Below are 17750 nucleotides of genomic sequence, written 5' to 3'. Positions count from 1 at the left end.
CGGATGCTTCCGGTCGCGGCCCGGTGGGGTCGGGCGAAGGCCGGCGGCGCCGGTTAGGGTCGAGGCGTGAGCTGGACCGTCGGTTTCGACCTCGATATGACACTCATCGATTCCCGGCCGGGGGTGGCCAGGGCGGTCGATGTGGTCGCCGGAGAATTCTCGCTGTCCGTCCGCGGTGCCGACGTGGTGGACAAGCTCGGCCCGCCGATGCCGATGCTGCTGGCGGAGGCAGGCTTGGACGCCGAGCTCGTGCCCGCTTTCATCACCCGCTACCGCGAGTTCTATCCCTCGGTGGTCGCCGAGATACCGGCGCTGCCCGGCGCGGCGGCCGCGCTGGCCGCCGTGACCGAGCGCGGCGGCCGGGTGCTGGTGGTGACGGGCAAGCACACTCCGTTCGCGCAGTTGCATCTGGAGCATCTCGGCTGGCAGGTCGACGCGGTGGTCGGCGACCTGTGGGCCGGGGCCAAGTCCGGTGCGCTGCGTGAACACGCGGCGCACGTCTTCGTCGGCGATCACGCCGGGGACATGCGCGGCGCGAAAGGCGCCGACGCGGTGGCCGTCGGCGTCACCACCGGCCCGTGCGGCGCCGACGAATTGCGCGCCGCCGGCGCCGATTACATACTGACCGATCTCACCGATTTCCCGGCCTGGCTGGCCGAGCGGGCCGTCGCCTGATCGCCGCGCGCAGGCTCGTGCGCCGGCGGTGACCCTCGCGCACGGTCGCGGTGATCGCCCGCGCCGGGGTGACGCCCGAGCCCAGCGACTGCGCGGGTTCCGACGGGGCAGCCGGGTTTCGGGACAATGTGCGCCCCACCGTATTCACCGGCAGCTCTACCCGTTCGGCGCCGATCAGCACCTCCGGCCGATGCCGGCCGATGGCGCCGAACACCGCCTGCACCCGCACCGGCAGCGCCCGCACCGGCACCCGGGGGCAGGCCCGGACCGATCCGCCGCGCAGGACGATCTCGAGCATCTGCTCGCGGCCCTCCCTGCTCACTCGCACGTGATCCACATTGCTCCAGGCGATCCGGCCGAACGACAGATGTTCGATCGCCTCGTCGCCGATCACCAGTTCAGGTCTGCGCCGCCACGCCGCCCACGCCATCTCGCACGCGATCGGCGCGAACAACAGCGTGCCCACCGACCCCGCCAGCACCGCAACTCCACTGACCGCCGCGATCAGGCTGACCATCGCGACGGCACCACAACACACCAGCGCCCCGGGGGTCGCGCCGGTCGACCGGTACACCGTGTCCGGACGCCGCGAACTCCCCTTCTCCGAATCCATTCGAGCGATCCTAGCGTCGCCGTCCGCCGAGGCAAGGCTTTCCGCTCACCGAATCACTTGAAGCCCAGATCTTCTGCCGCACAACGGTATTGCGCTCGCTCACCGGCGCCGATCACGCTCGAGAATGTGTAACCCGCCGTACCAGCTCCGCCGCGGTCACCCGAGCCGAGACCGACCCGCGCGCAGCACCGGGTATCCGGCACGCCGGGGCGGACGAGCCGGGCAGTCCTCGTCCACGCCGCCGCCCGGCGCTCCTCCTGACACGGCCCGCGCGTTCAACGCAGGAGGTCGAGGATCGGGGCGAAGGCCTCCATGCTGTCCTCGAGGACGGTGAAGTAGCTGATGCCGAAACGTTCTCGCAGTTCGCGGAGGCGGTCGGCGGCCGCTTCGGGGGAACCGGTCAGGAGAGTGGGGATGTCCGCGGGATTCGCGGCGGCCTCCTCGGTGAAGGCGGGGCGGTAGGTCTCGAGCAGGGCGGCGGATTCCTCAGGGCCGACCACCTTCTGCAGCAGGAGGTTGTATTCGACCCGGTCGGCCCGGTCCCCCAGGGCGGCACGGACATAGGCGACGCGGTCGGCCATCTTCTCCGCGCCGGCGAGCAGGAGGGGTCCGGCGGCGGTGGCCGACTGGGCGCCGGTGAAACCGACGATGTCGGCGTGCCGGGCTGCCACGGACAGCAGGCGGTCGCCCCAGCCCGCGATCAGCAGCGGCGGTCCGGAGGGCTGGGCGGGGCGCGGCCGGTACTCGGGGTCGGCGAACAACCGCCGCAGAGTGACGGCCGTTCGCTCGACATGCTCGACCCGCTTGCCGCCGGACTCGAAGGCGATGCCTGCCTCGTCGAATTCCTCCTTCACATAGCCCGCGCCCAGACCCAGTTCGACGCGCCCGTCGGTGAACCCGTCGACGGCAGCGACTTCCCTGGCGAGCAGGACGGGGTTGTAGAAGGCGGCGTTGAGGACGAATGTGGTGAGCCTGGGACGCTCGGTGGCCTCGGCGGCGAGCGTCATGGCGGGAAACGGCGCGGGCATGCCGAGATGGTCGGCGACGCCGAGCACATCGAAGCCGAGTTCTTCGGCCCTGCGGCACTTGCCGATCCACTCGGCGCGCGAGGACGCGACGAACATGTTGACACCGAAACGGAATGCGCGGGGTGAGCTCACCCGTCCTGTCTACCGGCGCGCCGCCGCGGCGCCAACCTTGCCGCGCCGGACCGGCCGGGGCATCCTGGCGGAATGTTCGACGCGCCCCGTTACGGAACGGGTTCCCTGTCCGACCTGCTGCCCTCGGCACTGGCCTGCCTGGGCGTGCCCGGCGAAGACGACCGTCTCGGCCTCGACCTGACGGCCACCCGGGTGTGCGTGCTGCTCGTCGACGGTCTCGGCGCCGAACTGCTGGCCCGGCACGCGGAGGCGGCGCCCTTCCTGTCCGGCCTGGCGGGCATCCCGCTGACCACCGGCTTCCCGAGCACCACCGCGACCTCGCTGAGTTCGCTGGGCATCGGCGCGCCGCCCGGCGAGCACGGCATCGTCGGCTACCTGATGAATGTGCCCGGATACGACCGGCTGGTGAACCCCTTGCGCTGGCATCTGCAGGGCCAGGGCCACGATCCGGTGGAGAATCTGCTGACCGAACTCGTTCCCGAACAGTTCCAGCCGAGGCCGACGGCGTTCGAACGCGCGGCGGCCGCCGGGGTGCGGGTGGCACAGGTGGCGCCGATGTATCAGGCGGCATCCGGGCTCACCCGGGCCGCCTTGCGCGGCAGCGAATTCCGGCCCGGCTTCTCCTTCGGCGATCTGGTGGACGGCGCGATCACCGCGCTGCGGGCCGGCGACCGTTCCCTGGTCTATGCCTATCACGGCGAACTCGACACCACCGGGCACGTGCGCGGCACCACCTCGGACGCCTGGTTGCTGGAACTCTCCCACGTCGACCGGCTCGCGGCCGCCATCGCCGAGCGCCTGCCCGCGGGCGCCGCACTGCTGGTCACCGCGGATCACGGCATGGTCGACATGACCGACCCCGTCGACTTCGACACCCGCGCCGAACTACGCGCGGGGGTGCGCCGGCTGGGCGGTGAGGCGCGCGCCCGGCACGTCTACACCGAGGAGGGCGCCACCGCCGATGTCGCCGCTGCCTGGCAGGCGATGCTCGGCGACGATTTCGTGGTGCTCGACCGCGCGGAGGTGATCGCACGCGGCTGGTTCGGACCGCTGGTCACACCCGACGCCGCGGCGCGCATCGGTGATCTGGTGGTGGCGGCGCGCGCAGGCGGCGGGGTGATCCGCAGCGCCGCCGAGCCGCTGGAATCGGCGATGGTGGGCCAGCACGGCTCGCTCACCGCCGCGGAACTGGAGATACCGCTGCGTATCGCCACCGGCTGACCACAGGCCGGGCCCGACACGAAGTCCTGCGCGCCGCGCTCTAGGCTCACCGCGGGGGCCACACAGGATCGCGCGGCCGTCCGCTCGACCGGAGAACAGGAGGAGCCGGATGATCGGCACCGTTGGCAGAACCGGTCTGGTGACCGTCGCGAGCGTGGCATTCGCGATCGTGGCATCGACAAGCGGGTGCTCCGATGTGGAGCGGGCGCTCAATCGCGGCGGCGACACCCCGTGCGGCGAGTACGTCACCCAGGACGCCGACACCAAGCGCATCACGATCACCAAGTTCGTCAAGGAGCGCGACAACCTCTCCACCGAACCGTCCGGCACCGCGGTCGATCTCACGATCATGGCCGTCGACGTGTTGTGCTCGGGTCAGCGCAATGCCGAGACCCCGATCAAGAACGCCGATGTGGCGGGCATGATCATCAACAAGTGAGCCGCGGCGGCCGGGTTCAGCGACCCGGTAGGAAGCGCAGCGAGCGGGCGAGCGTCATGAGCATCCGCTGCCAGAGATCCGGCGGCACCAGCGGCGGGGCGTCGAGATTCAGCCACCGGGTGACCACGACGTTCTGCGGTTCGGTGTATTTCAACAGCCCCTCGGGTCCGTGCCTGCGCCCGACACCGGACTGGCCCATCCCGCCCATCGGCGCGGCCGTGGTGCCCCAGGCGGGCGCGTACCCCTCGTCGACACAGACGGTGCCCGTGCGCAGTCGCCGGGCGATCGCCTCGCCGTCGGCCGGGCTCGCGGCCCATACGCTCGCGTTGAGTCCGTACTCGGTGTCGTTGGCGCGTCGGATCGCCTCCTCCACATCGGCGACCGGGTAGATCGAGACCAGTGGCCCGAAGGTCTCCTCGCGCGCGCAGGTCATGTCGTCGCCGACTCCGTCGAGCACGGTCGGCTCGAAGAACAGCGGCCCCAGATCCGGGCGGGCCCGTCCACCCACGAGGATCCGCGCGCCCTTCGCGGTGGCGTCGGCCAGATGCGCGGTGACGGTCTCCAGCTGTGCCGCGGAGATGAGACTGCCGATGTCGGTGGAGAAGTCGTATGCCGCGCCGAGACGAGCAGCGCGGACCGCGGCGACGAACTTCTCGGTGAACTCCGCGGCCACCGGCTGCTCGACATAGATCCGTTCGATGGAGATGCACAGCTGCCCGGCATTGGAGAAACAGGCGCGTACCGCCGCGCGGGCGACGCGATCGAGATTCGCGCCCGCGGCGACGATCATCGGATTCTTGCCACCCAGTTCCGCGGAGAAGCCGACGAGCCTGCGTCCGCACTGCTGCCCGAGCGCGCGACCGGTGGCGGTGGACCCGGTGAACATCAGATAGTCGCAGCAGTCCACGATCGCGGCGCCTACCACCGTGCCGCGTCCCGGCACCACGGCGAGCAGATCGCGCGGCAGGCCGGCGCGATAGAGCAGGTCGGCGGCGGCCAGCGCGGAGTAGGGGGTGGTGCTGTCGGGTTTGACGACCACCGCATTGCCCGCGAGCAATGCGGGCAGCGCGTCGCCGATGGACAGCAGCATCGGATAGTTCCACGGCGCGATCACCCCGACCACGCCTTTGGGCTGGTGATACACCGCAGCGCGGTTCAGCAGCGGGAACGCCCCCGGCACGGGCTGCGGCGACAGCAGTTTCGGCGCGACGCGGGAAAAGTAGCGCGCGGCGAAGATCAGGCCCATGATTTCTTCCTGGGCCGCCCATCGGGCTTTTCCGGACTCGGCCTGGATCAGGTCCATCAGTTCCGCGCGATGTGCGACGACCAGCGCGCGGAAACGCTCGATCACCGTGGATCGAGCGCGGACCGGCCGGGTGGCCCACCGGGACGCGGCGGCGCGGGCCCGGCCGAAGGCCACGTCCACATCGGCGGCGGTGCCCACCGGGACTTCGCCGAGCGTCTTGCCCGTGAAGGTTTCGGTGATCGCGACGCGCTCGCGCTGGTCAGGGCTGTGCACGGCGGCGAGCGCGCCCAATCGGGCGAACTCGGCGACGGTCGGCGCGGGCATGGTGCCTCCTCGAGTGTCGCACAGCACAGTGATCATGACATGTCAATAGTAGTCTCGCTCACCGGGACCGGAATGACAGCCGTGTAGTGCGCTCAACTACGTTGTGCGGATGTTCAAGGCGAGACTCGGTGTGCGAGGCCGGATCCTTGCAATCGCGTTGGTCCCGAGTCTGACACTGCTGGTGATCGGCGTCGGAACCGCGGGCTATCTGGTCGATCAAGGAAGCGCGGCCCGCGATTGGGCCGACGAAATTCAAGCGGCGACGCCCGCCACCCGCGAATTCGTCGAGGCGTTGCAGCAAGAACGGCACTACACGGTCGCGAGTCTGACCGGCGACGCGGCAGCCGGGCCTGCCCTCACCGCCGCGCGGGTCCGCTTGGACGGCGCGGTGCGCGGCATGCTGGAAGCGACCGCCGACCTGAAAGTCGGCAACTCCAACGACGAGGAAATGGCGGCCTTCACCTCGATCATCGATCACCTCGGCCAGCTGCGCCAGGGCGTGGATGTCCGGCAGGTCCCGGTCCTCGACGCCTACGGGTTCTTCAGTCAGATCCTCGACCGGATCTCCACGGGCACGCGCACCGCGCAGGAGCAGGCGCCGGACGCCGAGATCGGCGTCGAGCTCAGCCGAGGGGTGCGGCTGCTCTACGCCGCCGAAGGCATGTCCCGCTCGAACGCGCTGGCGCTGGCGCTTGCGGCCACCGATGCGAAACTCGCCGATCTCCCCATGGAGGAGCTGGTCTACCAGATCGGCTACTACCACACCGAGATCAACCTGTTGGCCGCCGATACCAGCAGCGACCAGCAGGCGCAGGCGGCCGCCCTGCTGGCCTCGCCGGCCTGGCAGCAGGTGACCGCGGTCGAGAGTGCGATGCTGCGCGGCGACGATCTACCCGGAAGCGTGGTCGACTGGCAGGAAGCCGCCAACCAGCTCAACCGGGGGCTGCTCGACCTGTGGATCGGCCACAGCCTGCGGACCGAGAAACTGGCCGAGGAAACCTACGGTGCGGCCGCGCGCAATTCGTTGCTCACCGGCGGCGGCGTGCTCGCGATCAGCATCTCGGCCTTCCTCATCGCCCTGGCGCTGGCCAACCGGATCATCCGCAGGCTCAAGAAGCTGCGTGGGGAAACCCTCGCGCTCGCCGACGTCAGCCTGCCCGAGACCATGCGCAAGCTGCGCGACGGCGAAATCGTCGACGCCTCCGGCGAGACCCCGCACCTGGACTACGGCGACGACGAGATCGGTCAGGTGGCACAGGCTTTCGAGCACGCGCACGCGGCGGCCGTCACCGCCGCCGTCGACGAGGCCCGCACCCGGGAAGGCGTGAAGGCGGTGTTCCTCAACATCGCCCATCGCAGCCAGATCGTCGTGCACCGCCAGCTGGAGATCCTCGACGAGGCCGAAGCCAAGCAGGAAGACCCGTCGATGCTGGAGACGCTGTTCCGGCTCGATCACCTCGCCACCCGGGAGCGGCGCAACGCCGAGAACCTCATCGTCCTGGGCGGCGGCCTGCCGGGCAGGCAGTGGCGCAACCCGATTCCGCTGGTCGACCTGGTGCGCGCGGCGGTCGGTGAGACCCTCGACTACGCCCGGGTCCAGGTGCTGCGTATTCCGGATGTCAAGGTGCTCGGCTCCGCGGTAGCCGACCTCGGGCACCTCATCGCCGAACTGGTCGACAACGCGATCTCCTACTCGCCGCCGCAGTCGAAGGTGGAGCTGTCGGGCAGCGTCGTCGGACGCGGCGTGGTCGTCGAGATCGCCGACCAGGGCATGGGCATGCCCGCGGACGAGCTGACCAGGGTCAACGAGATGCTGCGCAACCCACCGGACTTCGGTGTCGCGCGTCTGTCCTCGGATTCCCGCCTCGGCCTGTTCGTGGTCGCGCGACTGGCGGTCCGGCACGGCGTGTCGGTGCGGCTGTCGGAGTCCAACTACGGCGGCGTCCGCGCGGTCGTGCTCATCCCGTCCGCACTGCTCGCCCCGGAGCCCTCCGCCGAGATCATCGACGAGCAGGCCCTGCCGGTGTCTCAGCCGCGCTACGAGCCCGCCCCCGATCTGCCCTCGGCCGAGCGCCCCGAAGCGTCGGTGGCCACGCTCGCGCCGCCGGCCGCTATCCCGCCGCGGACCGCGCCCGAGCGCCCGGTACCGTCGGCCTACACCCCCAACGGCAGGCCGGAGCTGCCCCGACGCAGGCGGCAGGAGAATCTGGCGCCGGAACTGACCCACACACCCACCACGGAGCCGTCCGCCGAGCGCGAACGTTCTCCCGAACAAGCCCGCGATCTGATGTCGGCCATAGAGAATGGAACCCGGCAGGGCCGCCGTGAGCGGCTCAACGATGGACAGGAAGGCCAACAGTGAGCACTGCCAAATCCGGCGACCTCGACTGGCTGCTCGACGACTTGGTGGACCGACTGGCCGGCGTGCGTTACGCGGTGGTGTTGTCCACCGACGGACTGCTGCTGGGCAGGTCGACCAAGATGAGCCGCGAGGACGCCGAACATTTCGCGGCGATGTCCTCGACGCTGTACGGACTCTCCCGCAGTGCGGGCAGCCGTTTCGGCGGCGGCGGCGTCCGTCAGGCGGTCATCGAACTCGACCGCGCGGTTCTGTTCGTCACCGCGGCGGGTGACAACGCCTGCCTGGCGCTGCAGGCCGCGGAGAACGCCAACCTCGGCATGGTGGCCTACGAGATGAACGTGACCGTCCAGCGCGTCGGCAACTATCTGTCCACCCCCGCCAGATTGTCATGACACGCGAGAGCGGGGCGTTCTTCGACGACGCGGCCGGACCGGTGGTCCGTCCCTACGCGTTGATCCGCGGCCGCACCATGGGCGCCGCCCATGATCTGGACATGCTGACGGTGGTCGTCACCACCGGAAAGGCTCCGGCCCTGCGCAGGCCGGAGCCGGAATACGGCATCATCGTCCGGCTCTGCGCACAGCCCCAATCTGTCGCGGAGGTAGCTGCACACTTGCAACTTCCTCTTGCGGTGACGAAGATTCTCGTCGGCGACCTGATCGGCGAGGGACAACTGATCTTCCGGGCCCCGATGCAATCGGAAACCGGCCCCGGCGATCTCGATGTATTGCGAGCGGTTTTGGATGGCATCAGAAAACTTTGACCCACGGGTCGATTCCGGATCTCAGCGTTTGGCCGCGTCGGTCAAAATTCTCATCGCTGGTGGTTTCGGCGTCGGCAAGACCACAATGGTTTCGGCGATCAGCGAGATCACGCCGCTACGCACCGAGGAACTCATCACCGAGGTCAGCACCGGTGTCGACGACCTCTCCGGTGTCGAGTCCAAGGAAACCACCACGGTGGCCCTGGATTTCGGTCGAATCACCATCGACCGCGATCTCGTTCTCTACCTCTTCGGCACGCCCGGCCAGGACCGCTTCTGGTTCCTCTGGGACGAGTTGTCCCGTGGCGCGCTCGGCGCGGTGGTTCTCGCCGATACCCGTCGGCTCAGCAATTCCTTCGCCGCGGTCGATTTCTTCGAGCGCCGTGGGCTGCCGTTCATCATCGGCGTGAACTGCTTCGACGGCGCGCCGCGCTACACCGTGGACGAGGTGCGCGACGCGCTGGATCTCGATCCGCACACCCCGGTCCTGCTGTGCGATGCCCGCAGCCGCGATTCCGCCAAGACCGTGCTGCTCACCCTCGTGCAACACCTCATCGAATTGGCGGGCCGCGCACCGGTCACCACCTGATCGCCGATCCGGCATCCGCTTTCACCTCTCGTGCGGATGCCGGTCGGCGCTCCTGTTTCCGGCTCGGAAAGCCGGATCACCTCCAGCCCGTCACCCGATCAGTAGGGTCGCGATTCCGGGATCACGATCGGCCCAGGCCGAATCGTTCGGCGAATGCCGACAGTTGGTCGTGTTGTTCGGCGGGGTCCTCGGCGGTCGCGCTCACCACCACACGGGTCACCCCCTGCGAGGCGAAGGCATCGAGCTGCTCGTCGGTCATATCGATGCCACTCCAGCGGGTGTATTCCAGTTCCTCCGGTTCCCGCCCCGCTTCTTTCGCGGTCGCCCGCACCAGATCCCATTGCGCGGCGCGATCCCACGGCATCAACGCACCACCCGCGAAATATCCGTCACCGCGTAGTCCGGCGCGACGGGCGGCCGCATTGCTCGAACCGCCGACGTGAATGGGCAGTGTCGTCGCCCGATACGGTTTGGGGAACTGCACGAGGTTGTCGAACGAGAAGAACTCGCCGTGGAAACTCACGCCTTCGGCGCCGCCGGCCCACAGCAGACGCAGCACATCGATCGCTTCGTCGGCGCGGCGACCGCGTGCGCGGAAGTCGACGCCGGTCGCGGCGGCCTCTTCCGGTAACGCTCCGAGTCCGACGGTCAGCAGTCGCATGCGCCCCTTCGACAGCACGTCGATGGTCGCCAGTTGTTTGGCGAGCACCACCGGATGCCGATACGGCAACAGCAGCACACCGGTGCCCAGCAGGAGACGTTCGGTGGCCGAGGCGATGTAGGCGAGCGTGTCGAGCGGATCGAGGAACGACAGGTCCGGTGGAACTTGGTTGCCGTGTAACTGCGCGCCAGGGAACAGCAGCAGATGCTCGGGTAGATACAGACCTTCGAAGCCGCAGTGCTCGGCGTGGCGCGCGTAGGCCACCAGCCGATCCGGATCGGCGCCGAAATGGGCACTGCTGTAACTGACGGAGAACTGCATCTGTGGTCCTCTCCGCGGATTCTGCCGCGCTGTCGGATGTCGACTGAGGGGAGAACCTCGTTGCGCGCCCGTCGATTCCCCGGACCATGCCGCGCCCGGCTCAGCGCAATTGCCCCGCCGCGTGCAAATCGTCGAACAGCAATCGGTCGACCGGCGGAACGAGTTCCCGGTCGGCGTAACCGAACCAGGTCAGTTCCTCGATCTCGCTGCTGGCGGCGAGGGTGCCGCGGTACTCGGCGGTGTAGCAGGCCATCCGAACCAGCGGCCCGCTTTCCGGCCCGTGCGCATATGCCTCGTAGCAGCCGGCCGGTGCGACGGTTTCGGGGACCAGCTCGATCGTCAGTTCTTCGCGGATCTCGCGCACCAGCGTCTGCAGATCCGATTCGGCCCCTTCGCGTTTGCCGCCGGGAATGAAGAAGACGTCCTTTCCGCGGGGGCGGCCGCACAGGATCCTGCCGTGCTCGATGTGCACCCACGCGACCGTGTCGATCAATGTCGCCGTCACCGGACTCTCCGCCATCGCCGCAGCCTATCGCGCCCCGACCCGCAGATCGGCGCGGCCCGTGGCACGAGCCAGCCGTTCGAGCGCGTCGTCGAAGCCCTTCGGCAAGGGCGCGTCGCCGAACATGGACACGATCACCTCGTCGCCATCGAATTCCCAGGTGCCGGTGATGCGCCCCGCGTCCACGACCAGCGGGGCGATCCAGCCCGCCGTGCGGCTGACCCCGCCACGATGGGCTTTCGGGAGCAGCTCGGTGTCGGCGGTTCCGGGACCGAGCACGTACTGGTCGAACGGTCCGAGGAGATGGACCTCGCGTGACGGCTCGACGGCGGCGAGTTCGCCGGCGTGCTCGGTGAGCAGGTAGGCGGCGCGTCCCTCGACCTCGACCGGAGTGAGCGCATCGCCGAGCGCGGTGAACCACGAGCGCACCACGGTCTTGCGCAGGCTGTTACGGGTCAGCCAGGCATCGAAGACCTCCGGCCCGGCGGGACCGTAGGCGCCGAGGTAGCCCCGGATCGCGACAGGTGCGGCGATCTCCGGCGCTACCGGATCCGACCAGCCGGGGATCAGCGCGTGCGGGCTGGTGAACGTCACCCGGTTGCCTTCGGCGGGGCCGTGACAGAGCACCCCCTGCCAGGCCAGCGGTTTGAGCAGCGCGCCCCAGCCGGACTTCAGCTCGGTTCCGAGATCGTGGAAGCCGGAGTCGGCCAGCAGCGCGTCGACGAGTTCGGCTCGGGTGAGCACGGCGCCCGCGAGAATCCGCCCGACCGCCTCGGCCAGCGCCGCCACCGTCTCCGGGCTCGCACCGAAGGTCTTCTGCCAGGACGGTTTCTCCCACGTCCGCGCCGAGGCGATCAGCGGAAGCACGGCCGCGGCGGTGGCGGGAGTCATCGCGTGCAGGGTGCCGCGCATCGCCCAGGTCTTCACCAGAGCCCCGCTCGCCAGCGCGGATTCGACCGCCCCGGCCACCGGCCGCGTGCTCCGCACCGCGACCGCCGTCTCCGCCGCCGACGCCACCTGCGCCTGCACCCCCGACAACCGGTCCGCCACCGCCACCGCGGCCCCCTCCCCCGCAACGGGTTCGGCCACGAACTGCCTACGCAATCGCCAGGCGAACACCTGATCCCACGTGACCCGCACCGCTCCTCCTGTCCCCGGCGTACAGCGCCCTCACGCTACCCGTGCGGACCGACAGATCCAGGGCGGCCGAAACGACCACGAACTCCGGAGCATCGACAGCCACAGCAGGCCGAACGACTAAGTGGTATCGGCGTACCATCGCTCTTCGTTCACGCAGCGACGAGAGAAGGGACAGCCGGTGCCACGCTTGGCCGACCACGACGCACGGCGACGCCAGATCACCGATGCGGCACGCCGGGTCATCGTGCGCGGCGGCCTGGACGCGGCGACCTTCCAGGCCGTCGCCGCCGAAGCCGGGATCTCGGTGCGCCTGGTGCAGTACTACTTCGGGACGAAGAGGGATTTCCTGCTGGGGACGCTGAAGTCCGTCATCGACGCGATGGCGTTGCGGTTCCTCGGACAGTTCGAGAGCCTCGGCACCGAGCCCGATCCCCGTTTCGCATTGCAGATGATCGGGCGCGCACTCCTGCCTCTCGACGACATACGCCGCGACGAGGCCCAGATCCTCGCCGCCTACCAGGCCGCCCGCCTGACCGGCTCCCCGACGCTCCCCGGCGAAACGCTCGCGCCTGCCCGGCTGCTGGAGCAGACGCTGGCCGAACACATTCGCCGCGCTCGCGGCCTCGCCCCCGGCTCGGACAGCCCCGAAGGCTCGGCCGCGGCCGATCGCGACGCCGAACTGCTCACCGTGGTGATCGCCGGGCTGTCGCAGGCGGTGCTCAGCGACTTCTACTCCCCCGAACGAGCCGCCGAACTGCTCGACCACACCATCGACCGGGTGCTCGACTCGGAGCGCCCGAGACCACGGGAGGACTGACCCGCCCCGGCATCGGCATCGGCATCGGACCCGCGCCCGTGTCCCTCCCGGTCTCGGCGCCGAGCGATCAGCTCTCCGATTCGCACACCGCGCGGTCGATCTCGTCGGCCAGCGTCGCGCCGGCGACTTCGCAGGCGGCGGCGCGGAAGCGTTCCCGGAACCGCTGGTGATCCGCGCCGATGCCCTCACCGCCGTAACCGGCGGGCAGGGCGTGGCGGAAGGTCGCGACGATCTCGTCGGCCAGTTCGGCGAGCCGGGCGCGGATCAGTTTGCGCAGCGCGCCGCTCAGGGCGATATCGGTGCCGAGGTCGTAGAGGATCAGCGCGCCCTTGAGCATGGGCTGATCGGGGATGCGCCAGCCCCCCTCACAGGGGGCGATGTACTGGGCGGCGACGAGTTCGTCCAGTATCTCGGCGCGCCGATCACCGAGCAGGGCCGTGAGCTGGTCGTCGTCGAGCACCACCGTCTGGTCGCGCGCGCCGGGATAGCGGGGATCGAGCACGGCACGCCAGTCGGCGGGAGCGCCCTGCTGACTCTGGGCATCGAACACTTCACGGATCGCCCCGAGCCGCAGGCCACGCGCCTGCATATCGGCGATCTCACCCAGCCGGGTCAGGTGCTCGTCACCGTAGACGACTTCCTTGCCCGCGCGAGCGGGCCTGGGCAGTACGCCGAGCGAGTGGTAATAGCGGATCGTCCGCGCCGGAACACCGCTGAGGTCGGCGAGCTGCGAGCGGCTGTAGCGGGACACGCTCGACAGCATAGAGGCAGCGACCGGCTTTCGTTGACAGTTGCAGCTGTCGGCGTTAGCGTAACGCGCGTCACTGCCGACCGATCGAGGAGAGCCCATGTCCCAGCGTGAAACCGACTTCGACGTGCTCATCGTCGGGTCCGGATTCGGTGGCAGCGTCACCGCGCTGCGCCTGGTCGAGAAGGGCTACAAGGTCGGCGTCCTCGAGGCGGGCGCGCGCTATGCCGACGACGAACTGCCCAAGACGAGCTGGGACATCCGCAAGTTCCTCTGGGCGCCCGCGCTCGGCTGTTTCGGCATCCAGCGCATCCACCTGCTGCGTGATGTCCTCATCCTCGGCGGCGCGGGCGTCGGGGGCGGCTCGCTCAACTACGCCAACACCCTCTACGTGCCGCCGGAGCCGTTCTTCCGCGACGCACAGTGGCGTGACATCACCGACTGGCGTGCGGAGCTCAGCCCGTACTACGAGCAGGCGAAGAAGATGCTCGGCGTGGTGCAGAACCCGCACATGACCCAGGTCGACGAGATCTTCAAGAAGGTCGCCGACGATCTGGGTTGCGGCGACACCTTCGTGCAGACCCCGGTCGGCGTGTTCTTCGGCGAACCGGGCGAGAAGGCGCCGGACCCCTACTTCGGCGGCGTCGGCCCGGAGCGCACCGGCTGCGTGGAGTGCGGCGACTGCATGGTGGGCTGCAAATACGGCGCCAAGAACACCCTGGTCAAGAACTACCTCTACCTCGCCGAGCAGGCAGGCGCGCAGGTCGTGCCGATGACGACGGTCACCGCGGTGCTCCCGCTGCCGGACGGCACGTGGACCGTCGAGACCAAGCGTACGGGCAAGATCATCGGCAAGCAGCCGAAGGCCTACACCGCCCGCCACGTGGTCATGGCCGCGGGCACCAGGGGCACCCAGCAACTGCTGTTCAAGATGCGCGACAAGGGCGTGCTGCCGGGGCTCTCGAACCGGCTCGGCGTGCTCACCCGCACCAATTCCGAGGCGATCGTCGGCGCCGCGACCAAGAAGCTGAACCCGGGCCAGGATTTCACCCAGGGCGTCGCGATCACCTCGTCGATCCACCCCACGCCCGACACCCACATCGAACCGGTGCGTTACGGCAAGGGCTCGAACTTCATGGCCCTGCTGCAGACCCTGATGGTCGACGGCGGCGGCAAGCTGCCGCGCTGGCTGAAGTTCGTGCTGCTGGTGCTGCGCAAGCCGCTCGACACGCTGAGCTTCCTGAGCACCAAGAACTGGAGCGAGCGCACCGTCATCTCGCTGGTGATGCAGAACCTCGACAACTCCATCACCACCTACACCAAGCGCGGCCTGTTCGGGCGCCGGTTGACCTCCAAACAGGGTCACGGCGAACCCAACCCGACCTGGATTCCGGTCGGCAACCAGGTGACGCGCAAGGTCGCCGAGGAGATCGGCGGCATCGCGGGCGGCACCTGGGGCGAGATCTTCAACATCCCGCTCACCGCGCACTTCCTGGGCGGCGCCGCGATCGGCGCCGATGCCGAGCACGGGGTCATCGATCCCTACCACCGCGTCTACGGCTACCCGACGATGAGCATCGTCGACGGTGCGGCGGTCTCTGCCAACCTGGGCGTGAACCCGTCGCTGACCATCACCGCGCAGGCCGAACGGGCCGCCGCCTACTGGCCGAACAAGGGCGAGCAGGATCAGCGCCCGGCGCAGGGCGAGCCGTACCGCCGGATCGCGCCCATCCCGCCGGTCCATCCGGTGGTGCCCGAAAGCGCGCCCGCCGCACTGGTTTTGCCTGTTTTCCCGGTGAAGCGCACCGAGCAGGACACTAGGCTGGCCTGAGGACTCACCGCGGCCCGGTTCCACGCCCCCCGCTGCGGCGAAACCCGCCGGGGGCGACCCCGGGTGCTCGTATCTTTGCCCCAAGCAGAAGATCGGAGTGGGAAACGTGGCCTCAGAACAGATCACCGCCGACTACGTCGTCGTCGGGACCGGATCCGCGGGCGCGGTCGTCGCCGATCGGCTCAGCGAGGACCCCGGCGTGGAGGTGGTCGCGCTCGAGGCCGGGCCCGCGGACAAGAACAAGTTCGTCCACATTCCGGCCGGGTTCTCCAAGCTCTTCCGCTCCGATCTGGACTGGGACTATCTGACCGAGCCCCAGCCGAATCTCGGTGACCGCCGGATCTACTGGCCGCGCGGGCGGATGTTCGGTGGCTCCTCGTCGATGAACGCGATGATGTGGGTGCGCGGCTTCCGCGCCGATTACGACGAGTGGGCGCTGCTGGCCGGCGAGCAGTGGGGCTTCGCCGCCGCGGTCGAGCAGTTCCGGCGCATCGAGAACGTCCAGGACGCCCAGTACCCCGATGAGGGCACCGGCGGCCCGCTGCACATCCAGCACCAGCGCAGCCCCCGCACGTCGACCGCGGCCTTTCTGACCGCCGTGCGGGAAGCCGGGTTCACCGTCGAGCCGCCGAATCGGCCGCAGCCCGAGGGCTTCACCCGGACCATGGTCACCCAACGTGACGGCCGGCGCTGGAGCACCGCCGACGGATATCTCCGCCCCGCGATGCGCCGCCGCAATGTGACCGTGCTCAGCGAGTCGCAGGCCACCAGGATCCTCTTCGACGGAACCAAGGCCATCGGCGTCGAATACCGCCGCGGCCCGGCCACTTTCGTGGTGCTGGCCCGCCGCGAGGTGGTGCTGTGCGGCGGCGCGATCAACAGCCCGCAACTGCTCATGCTCTCGGGCATCGGCGACTCCGACGAGCTGGCGCGCCAGGGTATCCCGGTCGTGCATCACGCTCCCGAGGTCGGCGCGAATCTGCAGGACCACCTGGTGGCCGGCATCGGCTACTCCTGCGAGGACACGCTCTTCGCGGCCGAGAAGCCGCTGGAACTGGTGAACTACCTGCTGCGCCATCGCGGCATGCTCACCTCCAATGTCGGTGAGGCCTACGGATTCGTGAAGAGCAGGCCCGAGCTCGACCAGCCCGATCTGGAGCTGGTCTACGCCCCCGCGCCGTTCTACAACGAGGGCCTGATCGAGCCCGCCGAGCACGGCAACATCCTGGCCACGGTGCTGCTGCGCCCTCGCAGCCGGGGCCGCATCAGTCTTGCCTCGTCCGACCCGCTGGCCAAGCCGATCATCGATCCGCGCTACCTGTCCGACAGCGGCGGCGTCGACCGGGCAGCCATCCTCGCCGGGCTGCGCACCTGCGCCGCGATCGCCGAAACGCCCGCGATGAAAGCGATTCTCGGCGATCTGATCTACCCGCCGAACGCCCCCGCCGACCTCGAAGCGACCCTCGAGCACACCCTCACCCACTACGCCCACACGCTTTACCACCCGATCGGCACCTGCCGGATGGGCAGCGATCCGGTCAGCGTGGTCGACCCCGACCTGCGGGTGCGTGGCGTCGAGAACCTGCGCGTGGCCGACGCCTCGGTGATGCCGCTGCAGGTGCGCGGGCACACCCACGCGCCGAGCGTCTTCATCGGCGAGCAGGCGGCCCGCTTCATTCGGTCGGCGAGCTAGAACCGATCGGCGAGCCGGGGCAGGACGAGCCGGGACGCGAACCGTGTCCCCGCTCGTGGGCGCTCAGATGGCCGGGATGCGATCGAAGCCGAGCGGCGGAGTCGGGTGCGGCCCCGAGCGGCCCACCGCCCGGAAATCCGGCAGCGCGGCGAGCACGTCCACATTGCGGGCGGCATAACAGCGCACCTGCGGCAGTGCGCGCAGCACCTCCGCGCGTTCCACCGGCTCGTCGTCGATGAAGGCGATGGTGTCCAGGCTCAGCCCCAGCGTGCGGGCGATCCGCACGATCGACGCCGATTTGCGGCCCCAGCCGATCTCCAGCGCGGAGAACATCTCGTAGAGGCCGTGCCGGTGGAGCTGGTCGAGGGTCATGTCGCGGTCGCTGCGGCTGGCCGCTGCGTGCCAGATGCCGCGTTCGCTCAGCGTCCGCAGGGTCCGCATGGCCGCGGGCCGCGGCGCGGTATTCGTCGCGTCGCTGACCACGCCGTCCCACAGCGTGTTGTCCAGTTCCCAGACCAGGCACCTCAGAGCCGGTCGCATCGCCTGCCCCCATCCGTCGTGAACACTGCAGCACCTGCCGTGGCGGGTGTGGCCGATGATACCGGCCGGTCCCTCGTCTCGGCGCCCTCCAGTCCCCACCCCGGG

At 69.4% G+C, this 17750-nt stretch carries 18 protein-coding genes; 10 read left to right on the top strand and 8 right to left on the bottom strand.

Features of this window, described 5'->3' with window-relative positions:
• Nucleotides 1-66 precede the first annotated feature (66 nt).
• Nucleotides 67-675 carry an HAD family hydrolase gene (locus ON26_RS12985; protein WP_040796329.1) on the top strand — a complete coding sequence of 203 codons (609 nt, stop codon included), beginning with the start codon at nt 67-69 and terminating at the stop codon, nt 673-675.
• On the opposite strand, the gene ON26_RS12980 is transcribed toward ON26_RS12985, so the two are convergent.
• Nucleotides 632-1288 (bottom strand): hypothetical protein, encoded by a 657-nt coding sequence (locus tag ON26_RS12980; RefSeq protein ID WP_040796328.1) that lies wholly within the window; start codon nt 1286-1288, stop codon nt 632-634. The genes ON26_RS12985 and ON26_RS12980 overlap by 44 nt on opposite strands.
• 275 nt (nt 1289-1563) lie before the next feature.
• Nucleotides 1564-2448: an LLM class F420-dependent oxidoreductase gene (locus ON26_RS12975; RefSeq protein WP_040796327.1), complete on the bottom strand. Its 885-nt coding sequence runs from the start codon at nt 2446-2448 to the stop codon at nt 1564-1566.
• 72 nt (nt 2449-2520) lie between these two features.
• Here ON26_RS12975 and ON26_RS12970 point away from each other — a divergent pair, with 72 nt between their 5' ends.
• Both ON26_RS12970 and ON26_RS12965 read left to right on the top strand, forming a co-directional pair.
• The gene (locus ON26_RS12970; protein WP_083884044.1) at nt 2521-3669 is read left to right on the top strand and encodes an alkaline phosphatase family protein; all 1149 of its coding nucleotides are present in this window, start codon (nt 2521-2523) and stop codon (nt 3667-3669) included.
• Nucleotides 3670-3778: 109 nt separating this feature from the next.
• The gene (locus ON26_RS12965; protein ID WP_040796326.1) at nt 3779-4108 is read left to right on the top strand and encodes a hypothetical protein; all 330 of its coding nucleotides are present in this window, start codon (nt 3779-3781) and stop codon (nt 4106-4108) included.
• Nucleotides 4109-4124: 16 nt separating this feature from the next.
• Here the strand turns inward: ON26_RS12965 and ON26_RS12960 are convergent, their stop codons facing one another.
• Nucleotides 4125-5678: a succinic semialdehyde dehydrogenase gene (locus ON26_RS12960; RefSeq protein WP_040796500.1), complete on the bottom strand. Its 1554-nt coding sequence runs from the start codon at nt 5676-5678 to the stop codon at nt 4125-4127.
• 109 nt (nt 5679-5787) lie between these two features.
• On the opposite strand from ON26_RS12960, the gene ON26_RS12955 reads away from it, so the two are divergent.
• Genes ON26_RS12955 through ON26_RS12940 form a run of 4 tightly spaced genes read left to right on the top strand, consistent with a single transcriptional unit; the run spans nt 5788 to nt 9392 of the window.
• The gene (locus ON26_RS12955) at nt 5788-8040 is read left to right on the top strand and encodes a sensor histidine kinase (protein ID WP_040796499.1); all 2253 of its coding nucleotides are present in this window, start codon (nt 5788-5790) and stop codon (nt 8038-8040) included.
• Complete coding sequence (locus tag ON26_RS12950; protein WP_040796325.1) at nt 8037-8432, top strand: roadblock/LC7 domain-containing protein; 396 nt, start codon at nt 8037-8039, stop codon at nt 8430-8432. The genes ON26_RS12955 and ON26_RS12950 overlap by 4 nt, the downstream gene beginning before the upstream one ends.
• Nucleotides 8429-8803: a DUF742 domain-containing protein gene (locus ON26_RS12945; protein ID WP_040796324.1), complete on the top strand. Its 375-nt coding sequence runs from the start codon at nt 8429-8431 to the stop codon at nt 8801-8803. The genes ON26_RS12950 and ON26_RS12945 overlap by 4 nt, the downstream gene beginning before the upstream one ends.
• A complete protein-coding gene (locus ON26_RS12940) occupies nt 8784-9392 on the top strand; it encodes a GTP-binding protein (protein ID WP_040796323.1) in 609 nt (202 codons plus the stop codon). Before ON26_RS12945 ends, ON26_RS12940 begins: the two co-directional genes overlap by 20 nt.
• A gap of 121 nt (nt 9393-9513) precedes the next feature.
• On the opposite strand, the gene ON26_RS12935 is transcribed toward ON26_RS12940, so the two are convergent.
• The 3 genes from ON26_RS12935 to ON26_RS12925 form a co-directional block, all read right to left on the bottom strand.
• Nucleotides 9514-10374 carry a TIGR03619 family F420-dependent LLM class oxidoreductase gene (locus ON26_RS12935; protein WP_040796322.1) on the bottom strand — a complete coding sequence of 287 codons (861 nt, stop codon included), beginning with the start codon at nt 10372-10374 and terminating at the stop codon, nt 9514-9516.
• 100 nt (nt 10375-10474) lie between these two features.
• Nucleotides 10475-10894: an NUDIX hydrolase gene (locus ON26_RS12930; protein WP_040796321.1), complete on the bottom strand. Its 420-nt coding sequence runs from the start codon at nt 10892-10894 to the stop codon at nt 10475-10477.
• 9 nt (nt 10895-10903) lie between these two features.
• Nucleotides 10904-12016: a winged helix DNA-binding domain-containing protein gene (locus tag ON26_RS12925; protein WP_040796320.1), complete on the bottom strand. Its 1113-nt coding sequence runs from the start codon at nt 12014-12016 to the stop codon at nt 10904-10906.
• A 178-nt stretch (nt 12017-12194) separates the two neighbouring features.
• On the opposite strand from ON26_RS12925, the gene ON26_RS12920 reads away from it, so the two are divergent.
• Nucleotides 12195-12833, top strand: coding sequence for a TetR/AcrR family transcriptional regulator (locus ON26_RS12920; RefSeq protein WP_040796319.1), 639 nt, complete (start codon nt 12195-12197; stop codon nt 12831-12833).
• A 67-nt stretch (nt 12834-12900) separates the two neighbouring features.
• Here the strand turns inward: ON26_RS12920 and ON26_RS12915 are convergent, their stop codons facing one another.
• Nucleotides 12901-13584, bottom strand: a complete 684-nt coding sequence (locus tag ON26_RS12915) for a MerR family transcriptional regulator (RefSeq protein ID WP_245545835.1) — start codon at nt 13582-13584, stop codon at nt 12901-12903.
• A gap of 97 nt (nt 13585-13681) precedes the next feature.
• Between ON26_RS12915 and ON26_RS12910 the strand changes: the two genes are divergently transcribed.
• Together ON26_RS12910 and ON26_RS12905 are read left to right on the top strand one after the other, a co-directional pair.
• Complete coding sequence (locus ON26_RS12910; RefSeq protein ID WP_040796317.1) at nt 13682-15412, top strand: GMC oxidoreductase; 1731 nt, start codon at nt 13682-13684, stop codon at nt 15410-15412.
• 106 nt (nt 15413-15518) lie between these two features.
• Nucleotides 15519-17105 carry a GMC family oxidoreductase gene (locus tag ON26_RS12905; protein WP_040796316.1) on the top strand — a complete coding sequence of 529 codons (1587 nt, stop codon included), beginning with the start codon at nt 15519-15521 and terminating at the stop codon, nt 17103-17105.
• 63 nt (nt 17106-17168) lie between these two features.
• Here the strand turns inward: ON26_RS12905 and ON26_RS12900 are convergent, their stop codons facing one another.
• The gene (locus tag ON26_RS12900) at nt 17169-17645 is read right to left on the bottom strand and encodes an HAD-IIIC family phosphatase (RefSeq protein ID WP_040796315.1); all 477 of its coding nucleotides are present in this window, start codon (nt 17643-17645) and stop codon (nt 17169-17171) included.
• Between the last annotated feature and the right edge of the window lie 105 nt (nt 17646-17750).

The sequence above is a fragment of the Nocardia higoensis NBRC 100133 genome (genome assembly GCF_000308595.1).
GTDB lineage: Bacteria > Actinomycetota > Actinomycetes > Mycobacteriales > Mycobacteriaceae > Nocardia > Nocardia higoensis.
This window is presented reverse-complemented; position numbering and strand designations above follow the sequence as displayed.